Here is a 16,456-nt window from a genome sequence, read left to right as displayed (position 1 = left end):
GATGATGAAATTTCTACAGGTTGCCGTGATCGGCGTCTTTTCCCTTTGTGCATTGACCGGCTACTCCGCGGCGCAAACCTTTTCTGACGCATTCGCGGGCTTTGGGTCCAACGACAAGGAGCCGATTCAGATCGAGGCAGAGGAACTCGAGGTCGAGGACAAGACCAACAGCGCCACCTTTAAGGGCGATGTCGTCGTGACCCAGGGTGAGACCCAACTCAAGACACAAAAGCTGCGGGTTTTTTACGATGGCTCTGCCTCTGGCACCACACAGCAAAAAATTTCACGGTTGGAGGCGGCCGGTCGCGTTTATATCTCCGCGAAGGACCAGACCGCGACTGGCGATGAGGCAAGCTTCGACATGAAACGTGAAGTCATGGTCATGACGGGTGATGAAGTCGTGCTCAGTCAGGGACCAAACGTTGTCGTCGGCAATCGTCTGACCGTCAATCTCAAGACGGGTAAGGCGGACCTTCAGGCTCAAAAATCAGGCCGTGTTAAGGTGCTTATTCAGCCTAACAGCCTCGACAATAACTAGCAGCCGCCTCCTAGGGGCCACAGACAGCTTGCCGTTGAGGTTGCGGGATCTCGCCGGAAATAGCCAATAATGGAATTCAATTGGTGAAACTCTTCCCCTTTACCTCTTCAGGTAAACTCCAATCCGGTGATGCAAGCGCCCAGGAAACTGGCTCGCTCGTCGTCGATGGCATTGGTAAGACCTATGGCCGCCGCCAGGTGGTCAAATATGTGAGCCTTGAGGTCAAGCCGGGCGAGGCTGTCGGTCTGCTAGGGCCCAATGGTGCGGGCAAAACCACCACTTTCTATATGATTACGGGCCTGATCCGCCCGGACCAGGGCGCGATCGCACTGAATGGCTTCGATATCACGCGTTTGCCCATGTATCGGCGTGCTCGACTGGGCATCGGATATCTGCCCCAGGAAGCGTCAATTTTCCGCGGGTTGACGGTCGAAGAGAACATCCGCGCCGTGCTGGAGATTATCGAACCTGATCGGCGCAAGCGCAATGAAGATCTCGATGAGTTGCTGGCCGAATTCGGCCTGACTCACTTGCGCAAATCCCCCTCTATTGCTTTGTCTGGCGGTGAGCGGCGGCGCGTCGAGATTGCCCGGGCGCTGGCCAGCCGACCCTCTTTCATGCTGCTAGATGAACCTTTCGCGGGCATTGATCCGATTGCCGTTGGCGACATCCAGCAACTCGTTCGTCATCTGACCGAGCGGGGGATCGGTGTTCTGATTACCGACCACAACGTCAGGGAAACCCTGGGCCTCATCGACAGGGCCTATATCATTGCTGCAGGTGAAGTTCTCACCGAAGGCCTGCCGAACGATATTGTGGCCAATCCGGACGTGCGCCGTTTGTATCTGGGTGAGCAATTTACACTTTGATGACAACACCGGGGATAGGGTATAGCAAGAAGCGGACCAACCACGCTTAGAGAAGACCCCGGACTAGATGGCAATTACAACAAAGCTGGAGATGCGGCAAAGCCAGTCGCTGATCATGACGCCGCAGCTGATGCAGGCGATCAAGCTGTTGCAAATGTCGAACCTTGACCTGGTCGCCTATGTCGATGCGGAACTTGAGAGAAATCCGCTCCTTGAAAAGGGAGAGAGCGAGCCCGGTGGAGCCGGCGAGATTGGAGACGCCCCGGCATCCGATGATCGGCCGGTACAAGGCGAGCTAGTCTCGACCGGCGATGAGCCCCAGGCTGGCGACTGGATGGAAAGCCAGTTGGAAACCGGATCCGAAGCAATTGCGACACGCCTCGATACGGATCTCGGCAATGTATTTCCAGATGAGCCAGGCGTACCGTCCTCACCGGACCCCGCCGCACTAAAAGGCGGCGACAGTTATAAGAACACCTCCAGTAGCTCGGCGGGTGAAGACTATAATCTTGAGGCGTTTGTTGCGGAGGAGGAGTCGCTTGTTTCCTCGCTGGAAGACCAGATGCACTTGGTTTTTTCGGAGCCGGCAGACAAGTTGATCGCAGGTCATCTGATCAATTCTCTCGACGAGAATGGATATCTTTTTCTTGATCTTGAAGAGACGGCCCTGCAGCTGGGTGTCTCGCTCGAGAGAGTGGAAAGCACACTTGCCATTCTGCAAACGTTCGAACCCGCCGGCGTCTTTGCCAGAGGTCTGGCCGAATGCCTGAAATTGCAGCTGGTCGAGCGCAATCGGTTCGATCCCGCGATGGAAGCCTTGATTGATAATATTGAGCTTCTCGCCAAGCATGACTACGCGGCTCTGCGGCGCGTTTGCAGCGTGGATGATGAAGACCTGGCCGAGATGATTACGGAGATCAAGGCGCTGGACCCAAAGCCCGGCAGCGTCTTCGGCTCATCACTGGTTCAACCGATGGTTCCCGATGTCCTGATCCGGCGCTCGCCTGATGGAACCTGGTCAGTGGAGCTGAACACGGACACCTTGCCGAAGGTCTTGGTCAATCAGACCTATTACGCAACGATCACGCGCAACGCCCGGAACGAGGTTGAGAAGGAATACCTGACGGATTGCCTGCAGACGGCGAACTGGCTCGTCAAAAGCCTGGACCAACGCGCGAAAACGGTGCTCAAGGTGTCGACTGAGATTGTTCGACAGCAAGACGGTTTCCTGACCTACGGCATTGAACATCTGCGGCCGCTGAACCTGAAAACCATCGCGGACGCAATTGGAATGCATGAGTCCACCATCAGCCGGGTCACATCCAACAAGTACATGGCGACACCCCGTGGTATCTATGAGCTGAAGTATTTCTTCTCATCCGCCATCTCCGCTACAGTTGGAGGCGACGCTCATTCCGCCGAGTCTGTACGGCATAAAATCAGGCAGATGATCGACGCGGAATCGCCGTCCGCTATTCTTTCTGACGATACGATTGTTAAAAACTTAAAGCACGACGGCGTGGATATCGCGCGGCGGACCGTTGCCAAATACCGTGAGGCGATGAAGATCCCGTCGTCGGTTCAAAGGCGGCGCGAGAAACGCGCGCGGAGCTAACTATCTAAATTAAAAGTCAAATTCTCTCCGCTCTTTTCAATGTTCTGTTTTTGCGAGGTAATGCCGTGGGATTTTGCGACACTGCCGCGTGTAATTTCACACCGAGCGCGATTGACAGCGGCGATGCAGGTGCGTATACGACGCGCCGCAAGTGTTAAGTGACGAGGGGATGGCGCTTCCGCGCTGACTGGTCCATTCTGTAGGCTTGAAACGTGACCCGTTTCAAGCGTCGGCTTTTAGCTGACGGCCTTTTGGTCCAAACGAGAATAAGAGGTCCCCATGGCTTTGCGGATTTCGGGAAAAAATGTTGATGTTGGAGACGCGCTGCGGACCCATGTCACAGACCGAATTGAGGATGCGCTTACCAAGTATTTTGCTGGCGGCTACAACGGACATGTGACGTTGAGCCGGGAAGGTACTGGGTTCAAGTCGGAATGCACTTTGCATTTGGATACTGGCACTGTTCTGCAGGTGTCGGCTCAGGACCAGGAGCCGCGGCAGAGCTTTGATCAGGCGGCGGACAAGATTGAAAAGAGGCTGCGGCGGTACAAGCGGAAGCTGAAGGACCATCATGGTCATAACGGCAATGGCCGCGAAGCTTTCGAGGCGGCTTCCTATGTACTTGCCTCGACCGAGGACGAGGAAGAGTTGCCGGCAGATTTCAATCCGCTGGTAATTGCCGAGACCTCGGCGAAGGTCAAAACGATGACCGTTGGCATGGCTGTGATGGAACTGGATCTGACGGAAACGCCAGTCGTTCTGTTCAAAAATGCAGCAAACGGCGGCGTAAATGTCGTCTATCGTCGTTCAGACGGCAATATTGGCTGGATAGATCCGGCCTTGGTGGCCCAGCAGGCTGCCGAATAAAATTATAATGAGTTGGCGCCGGCTACTCCTCCAGAGCTGGCGCTGACGCACTTGTAGGCATTTGAAATGGATCTTGGTGATCTTCTGACAAAAGAGGCGGTAATCGCCGGACTGAAAGCCAAAAGCAAAAAGCAGGCTATTCAGGAAATGTCTGCGAAAGCAGCTGAGCTGACTGGGCTCTCCGAGCGAGAGGTGTTCGATACGCTGCTTCAGCGCGAACGTCTCGGGTCGACCGGTGTCGGCAATGGCATTGCGATCCCGCATGGCAAGCTGACTCGCCTAGACCGTCTTGTTGGTTTGTTTGCGCGGCTCGACAAGCCTGTAGACTTTGATGCATTGGATGACGAGCCGGTCGATCTGGTGTTTTTGCTCCTGGCGCCTGAGGGGGCTGGAGCTGATCATCTCAAGGCGCTTGCCCGGATCGCGAGACAGCTTCGGGACGCGGCGGTCACAAAAGCCATCCGAAGCTCAAGTGACCCTGAAGAGATCTATGCTCTGCTCACCCAGTCGATTGCGTCTTCCAACGCTGCTTGATGGTCTGAGCTGTTTGAGATGACCTGAAAAACCGGCCTTGAGCCGGTTTTTTCGTTTTTGCCGCACTTACGCTTTCACGCGGACGGGCTCTCTTTGAGGCGGCAGGTGCGTACCGTTGGCATCGGCAGAGAGCGTTTGCGGTCCTTCCAGAAGGGCCCGGAGAGAAAGTGGTGACAGCTCCGCTTGGGGTGTCGTTTCTTCCGGAATTCGCCAGAATGTCGACTTGATTGCCATCAGGCCGATAGAAGGGCTGGAGGATAACACCGCAAATGGAACGGCAAGCAGAGGCCCCAAGGCGATCGGGATCACAGGCCATACCGCAACAAGTGGCTGTGTCGCGATCCAGGAGATCGCCAGCACTCCAAACAGGGTCTGTGGCCAGAGTTTTGATGCCGTGAGCCCAAGCGGAAGCTGTTCGACTTCACGGCCCTGGGCACCCCAGCCGATGGTTTTTCCAAGAGCCAGACCACCGATGAACAGCGTATGCGCCATTGCCATGATCGGGGCGAGCATTGAGGAATAGACGATTTCTGTCAGGGCACTCGCGAGGACACGGAAGGTGCCGCCAAAGCCTCTGCGGAGATCTTTTTGTGCGAGAATGTCGGTGACCGTGGCAAGCTTGGGCGCAAACACCATCGTCATGATGGTGATAAAGAGCGCATAGCCGGTTTCAGCTCGAAACAGCGGGGCGTCAGCCGCCGTGACACCAGCGAGAGCGGCGCTGACCATAAAGCCGATCCAGGCCGGAGACCCGATGAACATCAGCATCGCGAGGAAGAGCTGAACTCGGCTGACCGGCAGAAGGCGCGGCATGGTCAGCAAGCGCCGATACTGGAAATTGCCTTGGCACCAACGTAGGTCACGCCGGATAAATTCAAGCAGGTGTGGTGGATTCTCCTCGTAGCTTCCACCTTCTTGCGGCAATACGCGAACCTCATAACCGGCGCGACGCATCAGAACCGCTTCGACTTGGTCGTGGGACAGAATAGCGCCACTGAGTGGTCCATTGCCTGGCAATGTCGGCAGCTTGCAGTTTTCGATGAAGGGCTTGATACGCAAGAGCGCATTATGCCCCCAGTAGGGGCCGCAATCGCCTTGCCACCAGGCGCTGCCGATCGTGTAGGACCGCATGCCAAGGCGCATGCCAAACTGAAACACGCGCGCAAAGGCGCTTTCGGTGGGAAGGCCAACGACCAAACTCTGCAAGATGCCAAGGCGCGGGTTCAATTCCATACGCCTGACAAGACCGAGGATTGCATCTGCGGACATGTAACTGTCGGCATCCAGAACCAGAGCGAAGTCGTAGTCGACACCCCATCTCTCGCAGAAATCTTCGATATTGCCGGCCTTGAAGCCGGTATTCTCTGTCCGTCTGCGATAGGCTACGGGGATATCCGCGCCCCAGTTGCTTGTAAGGCGAGCTACCATTGCCTGCTCTTGCATGGCGATGTCATCACGCGAGGTGTCGCTGAGGACGAAAAGCGAAAAGGACTTGGCTTCACCGGAGCGGAGCAAGCTGGCAAGCATTGCGTTGAGACGGGTCTCAAGCAGTTCAACGTCTTCATCACGAATGCAGGACAGGATCGCTGTCTGCGACGTCAGTGCTGCATCCTTTTCACCGGCGGCAATCGGGCAGACATAGGCTGCTGGGTCCTTTGCCAGGCGCATGGTGAGCAAGCCAATGACGGCGTTCCAGAAACCGATGATGGTCCAGGGAAGGGTCAACAGGAAGCATGTGAACATAATGCCCTTGAGAACTCCGACGTCGCCTGTCGCGAGGGTCAGAGCCATCAGGCCAGAAAGACCGAGGAAGCTGACGATAACCAGCCCTGCAAAAATGATCCGCCGACGGGTCATGGGCAATACTCTTGAGTTCTGAAGCTGCATTTCAGATACATCACGCATAAATGTGACTTTCAAAACCGGATTGCTTCGCAATAGTGCAATTGTCAACGGTGCTTACGGATCGTCCAGTGACGTAGTTCAACCCTGCGGTGATTTCATGACCGAAAAAAGAAACAGTATGGCTAGAGCACTTTGGTACAGCGCGAAGGAAATCTGCGAAATTCGTGATCAGGATTTGCCGCAACTTGCGACCGGACAGCTCCGCGTTCGCACGATCAACAGCGCGGTTAGCCGGGGAACAGAGGGACTGGTTTTCCGGGGAAGCGTGCCCGAGAGCGAGTGGCATCGTATGCGCGCGCCGCATCAAGATGGAGAGTTCCCGTTTCCGGTCAAGTATGGATACGCTTGTGTCGGCCAGGTCGAGACCGGGCCCCATCAGCACATTGGCGAATTCGTCTTTGGTCTGTTTCCACATCAAACGCACTTCAATGCCTCACTGAACGAATTGCACATTCTGCCTGACGGGGTTCCGGCAGAACGGGCAGTCCTCGCAGCCAATATGGAGACTGCTCTCAATGCTTTATGGGATGGATTGCCTTCACCTGGGGATCACATCTGCGTGGTCGGGGGCGGCGTAGTCGGCCTGCTGACGGCCTATCTCGCGGCAAGGATTCCAGCCACAAACGTGACGTTGGTGGACGTCAACGACGCGCGTGCTGTCCTTGCAGAGACACTGGGTTTCGACTTCGCCAAACCCGAAGGCGCACCTGCGGATCAGGATTTGGTTTTTCATACGAGTGCGCAGGCAGCGGGATTGGAGACGGCGTTGAAAGCAGCCGGAGACGGAGCGACGGTTGTCGAGATGAGCTGGTACGGGGCAACATCCGTGTCCGTGCCACTTGGCGCCGACTTTCATGCGCGCAGACTGAGCCTGAAGTCCAGCCAAGTCGGGACCATTCCCGTTGCTCGGCAGGCGAGATGGAACTACCGCCGCCGTCTTGGCGTTGCCCTCTCGCTTCTAAGGGATCCCGCGCTAGATCTCCTAGTAAGTCACCGCATACCATTTGAAGAAGCACCACACCGTCTTCCCGAAATATTGACTGGTCAGTTAGATGCGCTTGCGCCAGTGCTGGTCTACTCGTGAGCCAAAACCAAGGAAATTCAGAGCCAATGTTTGCAGTCGAAGTTAGAGATCACGTCATGATCGCTCATTCCTTCAAGGGTGAGCTTTTCGGACCAGCGCAGGCACTGCATGGCGCCACTTTTGTGATTGATGCAGCCTTCATGTCGAAAGAACTCGACAGCAATGGCGTTGTCATCGATATCGGACGCGCACACGAGGCCTTGAAGGAAGTTCTTGAGCCGCTGAACTACAAGAATCTCGATGACGTGCCCGAATTTGAAGGCATCAACACGACAACCGAGTTCCTGACCAAGCATATTCACGACCACCTTGCCAAAGCGGCGCGGGAAGACCGTCTGGGACGTGTTGGCACCGAGTTAGACAGCTTGAGAGTCACCATTTCTGAGTCTCACGTCGCCCGCGCCTGGTATGAAGCGTCTATCGCCTGATGCTAGAACCTGACAGGCAACGCCAGCTGGTCTATTTCGCCTATCCGGGTGATTTGGACACGCCGACTGGTGGATATGGATACGATCGCCGGATCATTTCTGGCCTGCGCGATGCTGGCTGGGACGTTGAGCTGCTGGAGCTCGGCGAGGGCTTCCCGTTTCCAACACGTGAAACACTCGATCAGGCCAGTCGGCGTCTGAACAGCCTGCCGGAGGGCTCGCGCGTCATCGTTGACGGGTTGGCGTTTGGCGTGCTCGCGAAAGCTGTTGCCAGCGCGGCGGACAATGTCGAGCTGATCGCATTGGTTCACCATCCTCTGTGTAAGGAAAATGGCATCGACGCAGCAACGGCCAAGGCTCTTGAGGAGGGCGAAAAAACAGCTTTGCAATTCGCCCGCCGCGTCATCGTAACGAGCTCCGCGACAGGAGATCAGGTCCGCGATCTCTTCGAGGTTTCCGAGGATCGGTTGCACGTGGTCGAGCCAGGGACCGACCGCGCGCAGGAGAACGCGTATCGAGATGAAGGACCGGTTTGCCTGTTGTCCGTCGGCACGATCGTTCAGCGAAAGGGTTACGACCTCCTTTTTGAGGCACTTTCGGACCTCAAAGCGTACGATTGGCACCTGGGCATTGTCGGAGATACAAGTCGCGACAAGAACTGCTTTTCACAACTGTCGGCGCAACTCCGCGAACTCTCACTCTCCGATCGCGTGCGTTTTCACGGCGCCGTTGACGCCGCCAAGCTGTCGGGGTTTTACGCTGCTGCCGATGTGTTTGTCCTCGCGAGCCGCTATGAGGGCTACGGCATGGCGTTCACAGAGGCTCTGTCCCATGGGTTGCCCGTCCTTGGAAGCGGTGCGGGAGCTGTCGGGGAAACTCTTGCGAGAGATGGGGCGATTTATTGCGGGGTCGAGGATGTCGGCCAGCTTCGAGGCGCATTGGAGAAACTGCTGAAGTGCTCCAACGAACGAAAGAAGTTAGGCATGGCGGCCTGGGCCAGCAGCAAGACCCTGCCGACATGGGACGACGCAGCAATGGCGTTCGCCAGGATCTTGGAGCTCGACTCATGAGCGGCTTCTCCCCCGATTGGCTTGCTCTCCGCGAGCCCTTTGACCTGAAGGCTCGCAACCAGAAGATTGAAGATGCTTTCTGTGCTGCCTTGCCCACCGATCGTACAGTTCACATTCTGGACCTTGGCAGTGGCGCTGGATCAACCGTCGCGGCTATGTCTGAAAAGCTTTCCGGCTCCCAGAACTGGACCCTGGTGGACAACGACCCACGTCTTCTCGACGTTGCGGCAGAGCGCTTGTCGGAAACGCCCGGTGTGAACATTCAGGTCGAGATCGCGGATCTCTCGCGTGATCTTGATGATTTGCCGTGGGGTACCGTGGATGCGGTTACGACGTCGGCCTTCCTGGACCTTGTGACGGAGGAGTTCCTCGGGACGCTTGTCGAAACGGTCACCGCTTCCTCAAAGCCGTTCCTCGCCAGCCTGTCTTATGATGGCAGAGCATCTTGCGACCCGGTCGATCCGCTTGATGATGCAATTCGTCAGGCCATGAACACGCATCAAAGGACGGACAAAGGCTTTGGCGCTGCGCTCGGTCCATTCGCCTGGAACGCTGCGGCCAATCTGTTCAGGCAAGCCGGTTACAAGGTCACAACCGGAGCCTCAGACTGGATTGCCGATCGTGACAGCGCCGCCTTCCAAATGGCATTGTTGGCAGGGTGGATCGAAGCGGCTTCTGAGGTGGGGATGGATCCCGAGCAACTTGCCCGCTGGCAAACGCGCCGCCTGGGCGAAATTGAAGATGGACACCTCTCTGTCATCGTTGGCCATCAAGACTTGGTTGCTTTGCCGCCTCGGGCGTAGGGTAGGGTAGGGTAGGGTAGGGTAGGGGCGGCACCTCGTTTCTGGAGAGAGGCCATAGCCAGCTCTAGGTTGGCGTTGGAGAGGAAGTCGGATGGCTAGAAGTGATACGCGCTACAGTGCGCTGGCGAGGCTATTTCATTGGCTGACGGTCGTGCTCGTTCTGACCATGGTGCCTGCAGGCATCGTGATGATCCGTATTGATGGCGGATCTTTGCAGAACACCTTGTTTGACTATCACCGCTCAGTTGGTTTTGTACTTCTCGTATTAACGTTGGTCCGGCTGGTTTTTCGTTTTGGATCCCATCCGGCGCCGCTGCCGGAGGCTATCCCGCTTTGGCAGCGTATGGCAGCAAGAGCGACCCATGCTTTTCTCTATATCTTTCTGATTCTAAACCCGCTGGTTGGCTGGGTGGCGACATCTGCCTACGGCGCAGCGATCGAGGTCTTCGGCCTGTTCACGCTGCCTGCCCTGGTGGCAAAGGATCGTGCCCTGGCGGATCAACTTTTCCCGATACACGAAGTTCTCGGACTTGCCTTTGTAGCTGTCGTCACGGTGCACATCGGGGCCGCCTTGTTCCACGGATTGATCAAGCGGGACGGTGTTCTTCAGAGAATGCTGTGAAACCGGTGGCAGACTCGTTTGGCCAGGATTACGAGATCCTGGTTGTTAACGGGGCTAGTTGACTGGGATGGCTCGTTGAATTGCAATTGTAGTAAGTATTCTTCAGTTTTTGTTAATGTAAAAGAATTGAAGTTCAAATTTATAGAAATATTAACCAAGCGCTTTAAGCTGAGTTTATCTATTCTGTCATAGTAAGTTCTCCCTAGGGAACAAGAACGGCCTCTCAATTGCGGGGAGGTCAAATGACAGGGAATAGCATCATGAATTCTACGATCCGCGAATTGCTGTCCAAACACGGCGGTCTTCCTATCACAGTGGACAAGCTGGCCGATGCCGATGATCTCTATGAAGCGGGGCTGTCTTCCTTTGCATCGGTGCAGCTGATGCTTGCGCTTGAGGAAGAGTTTGACGTCGAGTTCCCCGAGAACCTTCTCAATCGGAAGTCATTCTCTTCGATTGCATCCATCGCCGATGCGCTTTCCCAAATCACTGAAGATCGCCAGGTCGCTTGAGATGAATATTGCAGGCCCGGTTTCGGCCATGACCCTCGCGGAGCGCGCTCGTCGCGCGGCGAAGGTGGCCGCAGAATTTGCGGACCGCGTTGATGCCGAGGGCCGCTTTCCGCGTGAAGGCATGGACGCTCTGAAGGCTGAGCGTCTCATGGGTGTCATGATCCGTCCGGAGCTTGGCGGCGAAGCTGCCAGCATGACCGAGATCGCCGATCTATGTGCGATCCTTGGCCAAGCCTGCGCTTCGACCGCGATGACCTACGCCATGCATCAGATCCAGATTGCAAGTCTCGCTGACTACGCTGTTGGCAGCGCATGGCATGAGGCATTTCTAAAGCGGATCTGTGATGAACAGCTTCTGATCGCGTCGGCGACCAGTGAGGCTGGGATCGGAGGGAACCTTCGCAATTCCATCTGTGCCATGGATCTCGACGGTGAAACGGCGCGGCTTGAAAAGAATGCGACCGTTATCTCCTACGGAGCGATGGCAGACGCTATCATCGTGACCTCTCGGCGAAATGCCGATGCGCCACACTCCGATCAGATCGCAACGCTGTTCTTGAAGGAGCAATACTCACTTGAGCGTACCTCCGTCTGGGACACGCTCGGCATGCGCGGAACATGTTCAGACGGTTACATCTTCAAGGCAGAAGCCCCTGCGGAGCAAATCCTGCCGAAGCCGTTTGCGGAAATCGCCGCGCAATCCATGCTTGCGGTCTCGCACCTGCTGTGGGGCGCACTCTGGTATGGCATCGCAGCTGATGCGCTCGCGCGGTCTCAGGCATTCGTCAAGGCGGCTGCCCGCAAGTCCCCCGGCCAGACACCTCCAGGCGCACTGCGACTGGCAGAAGCGTCGAACCTCTTGCAGCAGGTCAAGGCCAATGTGGTCGCGGGCCTGAAGCAGTTCGAAGCCGCCAAGGGCGATGCCGATGCGTTGAATGCGATGAGCTTCTCTGTCGCCATGAACAACATCAAGGTCGGTACCTCCCAAATGATCCTGACGATCATCAATCATTGCATGCTGATTTGCGGAATTGCCGCCTATAAGAACGGAACACCCTTCAGTCTCGGCCGTCATCTGCGCGACGCACATTCTGCGCAGCTGATGATTTCGAACGACCGCATTCTCGGCAATACGTCAACAATGCTCTTGGTCAACAAACAAGATACCAGCCTTTTAGGATAGATCAGATGGACGCTCAGGTTTCGTTTCTCGATCAGCTTTTCAATCAGGGTATTCTGCACGACAGCGGTGTTGATGGCCTTTATGCGCGCAGTGCGGCCTTCGAAGATGTCATTTCGCGATTTGAAGAGTTCGCGCTGAGCTTCGGTCAGGATGAGATTTCCGAGGCGATGGTCTTTCCGCCGGGAATGCCGCTTACCGATTTTGAAACCAGTGGCTATATGAAGAATTTCCCGCAGTTGGCGGGCACAGTTCATGCCTTTTGCGGCAGCGACCATGACCACATGGGTCTGATCCAATGCATGGCAGCTGGCGAGGACTGGTCAGAAAGTCAGAAAAAGACCGATGTCGCCCTGACGCCGGCTGCCTGTTATCCGCTTTATCCGATCCTCGCCCGCCGAGGACGTCTGCCGGAAGCTGGAGCCTACGTTGCTCTTCAGTCCTACTGCTTCCGCAATGAGCCGTCCAAGGAACCGACGCGGATGCAGATGTTCCGCCAGCGCGAATATGTTCGTGTCGGCACCGAAGAACAGACGATTGAGTTCCGGGAAACCTGGAAGCAGCGCGGCCAGGAGATGATGAGGATTCTGGAGCTCCCTCATGAGGTCGAGGTCGCGAACGATCCGTTTTTCGGCCGTGTTGGCCGGATGATGGGCGCGAGCCAACGCGAGCAGGAGTTGAAGTTTGAACTCGTGATCCCTGTCAACTCAGGCGCAAACCCGACTGCCTGCATGAGTTTCAACTATCACATGGATAACTTCGGCAAGGCCTGGAACATCCAGCAAGCTGACGGCTCACCAGCCCATACAGCCTGTGTGGGCTTCGGGCTTGAGCGCCTTGCACTGGCGCTTTTCCGCCACCACGGTTTCGATGTGAATGCATGGCCAAATAGCGTTCGCTCCGCCCTTTGGGGCTGAGTGGTGAGGGGACACTATGGCAGATAAGATCTTTCCGGGTCTGGATCCGGCCTCCTATGTTCGACATGCGCTGCATTCTGCTGAGCGGGATTGGCCGGAGACAAATTGTTACCTCGACGTATGGCTTGAGGTTCTGCCAGCGCTCGGCCTGCCGCCGGAAGCTTGTCTGGCCTATTCCGTCATGCAGGATTTCGAGGGCGATCAGTTCACTTTTTTCAAAGTGCCGCTCGAAGACCTGGAAAGCCTTTATGGTCTCAAAGTCACCGAACTTGCTATCTACGATCGGGTCGAGATCCACGTATTGGAGCAGATCCGCCGTGGCCGCCTGTCACTCGTGGAAGTCGACAGCTATTTCCTCCCCGATACGCAAGGCGTCGGATACCATCAGTCTCACGGCAAGACGACGATAGCGATCAACCGGCTCGACATCGAAAACCGGACGATGGACTACTTCCACGGTCTTGGACTTCATCACCTCGAGGGTGACGACTTTGACGGCGTCTTCCAGCGCGATGCCCATGCACGCGACCTGCCGTTTTTGCCCTACACCGAGTTCGTCAAGCTGCCTGAGGCAAACATCGGCGCGTCAGAGCTGGTTGAACGCTCGCAAGCGCTGCTCGCGGCCTATCTGGCAAAGCGTCCCGAGCACAATCCGGTTGCTGCCTTTGCTGAGGTCTTCCCTTGCCAGGTGGAGGAGGTCGCCGAGCGTCCGTTCGAGTTTTTCCATCTGTATGCGTTCAACACGCTGCGCCAGCTCGGAGCCAATTTTGAGCTTTTCTCTGCTCACCTTGATTGGCTCGGTCGCAACGGCGTTGTGAGACTGGATGCGCCTGCAGACGCAGCGCGTCGCATCTCTACGACCTGTAAGACAGTTCAATTCCAGTTGGCGCGTGCTGTCATGCGCAAGAAATTCGACAAGCTTCAGCCCGCACTTGAGCCTGCCATAACGGCATGGGACGAGTTGACCTCTTCCCTTGACGATCGTTTTGCCAAGCCCAGCTGCGAAGCAGCCTGAAGATGTCTCTCGCCTTGTCTGTATCCGGTGACCGGGTCACCGAACTTACCGAGGGTTGGCGCCTCCTGTTGACGGACGCAAATGCCTTTCCGGAACCGCCAGATCTTTCGGGCGCATCAGGTTGGGTTGAGGCCAGCGTTCCTGGAACGGTTGCTGGAACCTTGGCCGCCGCTGGTCTCTATGATCCTGAAAAACCGTCTCCGCTGCACGATAAGGATGCCTGGTACGTCGTGCCGCTGCCGGTTGAGACGCCGGGCAAGCGTGAGCTTGTTTTCGATGGCCTTGCGACGCTTGCCGAGATCTATCTGGATGGCGTTCACATCGCATATTCGGACAACATGTTTTTGCGGCAGGCGGTCGAAGTCGATCTATCGGGGAAGCATGAGCTCGCGATCTGCTTCCGCGCCTTGGCACCTCATCTTGAGCACAAAGGGCCTCGCGCCCGCTGGCGTCCTCAACTGGCGACCTCTCAAGGACTGCGTTTGGTCAGGACGACGCTGCTGGGCCATATGCCGGGCTGGTGTCCCAAGATCCATGCAGTCGGTCCCTGGAGGCCGATTAGCCTGATCGAACCAAGCAATCTTCGAGCCGAAGGTCTCCGCATGACGGCTGGCCTGTATGAGGCAGGCTGTGGCGTTCTGGAAGTCGACCTGGCATTGGCAGGCACTGCAAGCGAGGTTTACTTGCAATGCGCCGGAAAAAAAGCGCGTCTGACACGTACCTCCAGCGATCGATATCACGGCGAGTTGCTTTTGCCAGACATCGCTCCCTGGATGCCGCATACCCATGGTGAGCCGACGCTACATGCAGTCTATATTGACGTCGGTGGCGAGAAGATCGATCTCGGGAAGACAGGATTCCGGACCATCGCGGTGGATCGTGGCGACGACGGCAAAGGCTTCGGCCTTGTTGTCAACGGTGTGTCTGTATTTTGTCGCGGTGCAGTTTGGACGTCAGCGGATCTCCTGAACTTGTCGGGGGACATAGAAAGCTACCGTCACCTGCTGGAACTCGCCCGCGATGCAGGCATGAACATGCTCCGCATCGGCGGCACCATGGTCTATGAGTCTCGCGCCTTTTTTGAACTCTGTGATGAACTTGGCATTCTGGTCTGGAAGGATTTTCAATTCGCCAACTACGACTATCCCGTCAAGGACGAGGCATTTGTCGAAAGCGTCCGCACCGAGGCTCGGCAGCAGCTTTTGCGGTCGCAGGGATGCCCGTCCCTCGGGGTACTGTGCGGGGGCAGCGAGATTTACCAGCAAGGCGCCATGATGGGACTGCCGGAAGAACGCTGGAAGGGGCCCCTGTGTACGGAGATCCTTGCGAATGTCGCTGCTGAGTTTCGTGCGGATGTGCCCTATGTCGAGAACTCGCCTTGCCAAGGCGCTCTGCCGTTCTCGGCGAATGAGGGCATTGCCCACTATTACGGTGTCGGCGCCTATCAGCGGCCACTTGAAGATGCACGTCGCGCAGAAGTGCGTTTTGCGGCTGAGTGCCTAGCCTTTTCGAATGTACCGGAGGCTGCGACACTCGAGAGGCACTTGCCTGTCAAACCGGGGCATGACCCTCGCTGGAAAGAACGCATACCCCGTGACCGCGGTGCCGGTTGGGACTTTGAGGATGTGCGCGATCATTACCTCAAGGCGCACTATGGCATCGACCCGGCGGAGCTGCGCTATTGCGATCCGGAGAGGTACTTGGACCTGTCGCGTGCATTGACCGGCGAGATCATGGAAACGACATTTGCGGAGTGGCGCCGTGCGCGATCCACCTGCAAGGGGGCACTTGTCTGGACCTATCAGGATCTGATGCCAGGCGCGGGATGGGGTCTTGTCGACTCAACTGGCGTACCGAAGCCGGCGTATTATGCCCTGAAACGAGCATTCCGACCTGTCACCGTCAACCTGACCGACGAAGGCACAAATGGACTGGCAGTCCATGTGATCAACGACACGGGTCGATCCCGCGATCTTGTTTTGACCCTGACCTGTCTTCGCGACGGAGCAACGCCTGTGGTGTCGGGTCAGCGCGAGATGACGCTTCCCGCTCACAGCAATCAGGAACTTGCAGCAACCGACCTCTTCGGAGCGTTTTTCGACACCACCTACGCCTACCGTTTCGGGCCACCAGCCCATGACGTCACAGTCGCGCGCCTAACCGATCCCGAGAGCGAGGAGATCGTTGCCGAGGCGTTTCATTTTCCTGGCGGATTTGAGACGCTTCAATGGCCGTTGGACATTGAAGCAGGACTCTCAGAAGAAAGAGATGGGATCTGGACATTGAGCCTCGGTTCAACTCAGACGGCACGCTTCGTTCATCTGGAACTTGATGGTTTCGTTCCGTCTGACGACTGGTTTCATCTGGCTCCAGGTGCTTTGAAGAAAGTGAGGCTTCAAGGCGATCGCGGCTGTCCTGCTGGCGTGATAAAAGCGATTTCAGCTGGAAACGCCGTCATCGTCAAATCATAGTGGAGTCTGCAAGGGGCTTCGCCAAA

The 16,456-nt window shown here is 56.5% G+C and carries 16 protein-coding genes; 15 read left to right on the top strand and 1 reads right to left on the bottom strand.

Annotated elements, in window-relative coordinates; genetic code table 11:
• The first annotated feature begins 1 nt into the window (after position 1).
• From lptA to ptsN, 5 genes are all read left to right on the top strand, one after another.
• Positions 2-538 (top strand): lipopolysaccharide transport periplasmic protein LptA, encoded by a 537-nt coding sequence (gene lptA / locus IG617_RS19245; RefSeq protein ID WP_192110871.1) that lies wholly within the window; start codon positions 2-4, stop codon positions 536-538.
• An 83-nt stretch (positions 539-621) separates the two neighbouring features.
• Positions 622-1,407: an LPS export ABC transporter ATP-binding protein gene (gene lptB / locus IG617_RS19240; protein WP_192110870.1), complete on the top strand. Its 786-nt coding sequence runs from the start codon at positions 622-624 to the stop codon at positions 1,405-1,407.
• A gap of 67 nt (positions 1,408-1,474) precedes the next feature.
• Complete coding sequence (rpoN, locus tag IG617_RS19235) at positions 1,475-3,022, top strand: RNA polymerase factor sigma-54 (protein ID WP_192110869.1); 1,548 nt, start codon at positions 1,475-1,477, stop codon at positions 3,020-3,022.
• A gap of 279 nt (positions 3,023-3,301) precedes the next feature.
• Positions 3,302-3,889, top strand: a complete 588-nt coding sequence (hpf, locus tag IG617_RS19230) for a ribosome hibernation-promoting factor, HPF/YfiA family (protein ID WP_192110868.1) — start codon at positions 3,302-3,304, stop codon at positions 3,887-3,889.
• 66 nt (positions 3,890-3,955) lie between these two features.
• Positions 3,956-4,423, top strand: a complete 468-nt coding sequence (ptsN, locus tag IG617_RS19225) for a PTS IIA-like nitrogen regulatory protein PtsN (protein WP_192110867.1) — start codon at positions 3,956-3,958, stop codon at positions 4,421-4,423.
• Positions 4,424-4,489: 66 nt separating this feature from the next.
• Here the strand turns inward: ptsN and mdoH are convergent, their stop codons facing one another.
• Positions 4,490-6,310 (bottom strand): glucans biosynthesis glucosyltransferase MdoH, encoded by a 1,821-nt coding sequence (gene mdoH / locus IG617_RS19220; protein ID WP_276529841.1) that lies wholly within the window; start codon positions 6,308-6,310, stop codon positions 4,490-4,492.
• 136 nt (positions 6,311-6,446) lie between these two features.
• On the opposite strand from mdoH, the gene IG617_RS19215 reads away from it, so the two are divergent.
• From IG617_RS19215 to IG617_RS19170, 10 genes are all read left to right on the top strand, one after another.
• Positions 6,447-7,412: a zinc-dependent alcohol dehydrogenase gene (locus IG617_RS19215; RefSeq protein ID WP_254170634.1), complete on the top strand. Its 966-nt coding sequence runs from the start codon at positions 6,447-6,449 to the stop codon at positions 7,410-7,412.
• A 26-nt stretch (positions 7,413-7,438) separates the two neighbouring features.
• Positions 7,439-7,840, top strand: a complete 402-nt coding sequence (locus IG617_RS19210; protein ID WP_192110864.1) for a 6-pyruvoyl trahydropterin synthase family protein — start codon at positions 7,439-7,441, stop codon at positions 7,838-7,840.
• A complete protein-coding gene (locus IG617_RS19205; protein ID WP_192110863.1) occupies positions 7,840-8,910 on the top strand; it encodes a glycosyltransferase family 4 protein in 1,071 nt (356 codons plus the stop codon). The genes IG617_RS19210 and IG617_RS19205 overlap by 1 nt, the downstream gene beginning before the upstream one ends.
• Positions 8,907-9,713, top strand: coding sequence for a class I SAM-dependent methyltransferase (locus IG617_RS19200; protein ID WP_192110862.1), 807 nt, complete (start codon positions 8,907-8,909; stop codon positions 9,711-9,713). Before IG617_RS19205 ends, IG617_RS19200 begins: the two co-directional genes overlap by 4 nt.
• Positions 9,714-9,804: 91 nt before the next feature.
• Positions 9,805-10,335, top strand: coding sequence for a cytochrome b (locus IG617_RS19195; protein ID WP_192110861.1), 531 nt, complete (start codon positions 9,805-9,807; stop codon positions 10,333-10,335).
• A gap of 260 nt (positions 10,336-10,595) precedes the next feature.
• Positions 10,596-10,847, top strand: coding sequence for an acyl carrier protein (locus IG617_RS19190; RefSeq protein ID WP_192110860.1), 252 nt, complete (start codon positions 10,596-10,598; stop codon positions 10,845-10,847).
• 1 nt (position 10,848) lies between these two features.
• The gene (locus IG617_RS19185; protein WP_192110859.1) at positions 10,849-12,030 is read left to right on the top strand and encodes an acyl-CoA dehydrogenase family protein; all 1,182 of its coding nucleotides are present in this window, start codon (positions 10,849-10,851) and stop codon (positions 12,028-12,030) included.
• Between the two features lie 5 nt (positions 12,031-12,035).
• On the top strand, positions 12,036-12,944 hold the full coding sequence (locus tag IG617_RS19180) for an amino acid--[acyl-carrier-protein] ligase (protein ID WP_192110858.1): 909 nt from the start codon (positions 12,036-12,038) through the stop codon (positions 12,942-12,944).
• A 16-nt stretch (positions 12,945-12,960) separates the two neighbouring features.
• Positions 12,961-13,959, top strand: a complete 999-nt coding sequence (locus IG617_RS19175) for a DUF1839 family protein (protein ID WP_192110857.1) — start codon at positions 12,961-12,963, stop codon at positions 13,957-13,959.
• A 2-nt stretch (positions 13,960-13,961) separates the two neighbouring features.
• Entirely contained in the window at positions 13,962-16,430 is a 2,469-nt protein-coding gene (locus IG617_RS19170) for a glycoside hydrolase family 2 protein (protein ID WP_192110856.1), read from the top strand.
• The last annotated feature ends 26 nt before the right edge of the window (positions 16,431-16,456 follow it).

It is taken from the genome of Roseibium polysiphoniae, from assembly GCF_014842925.1.
Lineage (GTDB): Bacteria > Pseudomonadota > Alphaproteobacteria > Rhizobiales > Stappiaceae > Roseibium > Roseibium polysiphoniae.
Note: the sequence above shows the minus strand (reverse complement) of the source record. Positions and strands in the feature narration are given on the sequence as shown.

Bases quoted from the DNA above. Each gene is read 5' to 3' on its own strand.
- lptA (WP_192110871.1), top strand. From the start codon at position 2: ATGATGAAATTTCTACAGGTTGCCGTGATCGGCGTCTTTTCCCTTTGT.
- rpoN (WP_192110869.1), top strand. From the start codon at position 1,475: ATGGCAATTACAACAAAGCTGGAGATGCGGCAAAGCCAGTCGCTGATC.
- hpf (WP_192110868.1), top strand. From the start codon at position 3,302: ATGGCTTTGCGGATTTCGGGAAAAAATGTTGATGTTGGAGACGCGCTG.
- ptsN (WP_192110867.1), top strand. From the start codon at position 3,956: ATGGATCTTGGTGATCTTCTGACAAAAGAGGCGGTAATCGCCGGACTG.
- mdoH (WP_276529841.1), bottom strand. From the start codon at position 6,310: ATGCAGCTTCAGAACTCAAGAGTATTGCCCATGACCCGTCGGCGGATC.
- IG617_RS19215 (WP_254170634.1), top strand. From the start codon at position 6,447: ATGGCTAGAGCACTTTGGTACAGCGCGAAGGAAATCTGCGAAATTCGT.
- IG617_RS19210 (WP_192110864.1), top strand. From the start codon at position 7,439: ATGTTTGCAGTCGAAGTTAGAGATCACGTCATGATCGCTCATTCCTTC.
- IG617_RS19205 (WP_192110863.1), top strand. From the start codon at position 7,840: ATGCTAGAACCTGACAGGCAACGCCAGCTGGTCTATTTCGCCTATCCG.
- IG617_RS19200 (WP_192110862.1), top strand. From the start codon at position 8,907: ATGAGCGGCTTCTCCCCCGATTGGCTTGCTCTCCGCGAGCCCTTTGAC.
- IG617_RS19195 (WP_192110861.1), top strand. From the start codon at position 9,805: ATGGCTAGAAGTGATACGCGCTACAGTGCGCTGGCGAGGCTATTTCAT.
- IG617_RS19190 (WP_192110860.1), top strand. From the start codon at position 10,596: ATGAATTCTACGATCCGCGAATTGCTGTCCAAACACGGCGGTCTTCCT.
- IG617_RS19185 (WP_192110859.1), top strand. From the start codon at position 10,849: ATGAATATTGCAGGCCCGGTTTCGGCCATGACCCTCGCGGAGCGCGCT.
- IG617_RS19180 (WP_192110858.1), top strand. From the start codon at position 12,036: ATGGACGCTCAGGTTTCGTTTCTCGATCAGCTTTTCAATCAGGGTATT.
- IG617_RS19175 (WP_192110857.1), top strand. From the start codon at position 12,961: ATGGCAGATAAGATCTTTCCGGGTCTGGATCCGGCCTCCTATGTTCGA.
- IG617_RS19170 (WP_192110856.1), top strand. From the start codon at position 13,962: ATGTCTCTCGCCTTGTCTGTATCCGGTGACCGGGTCACCGAACTTACC.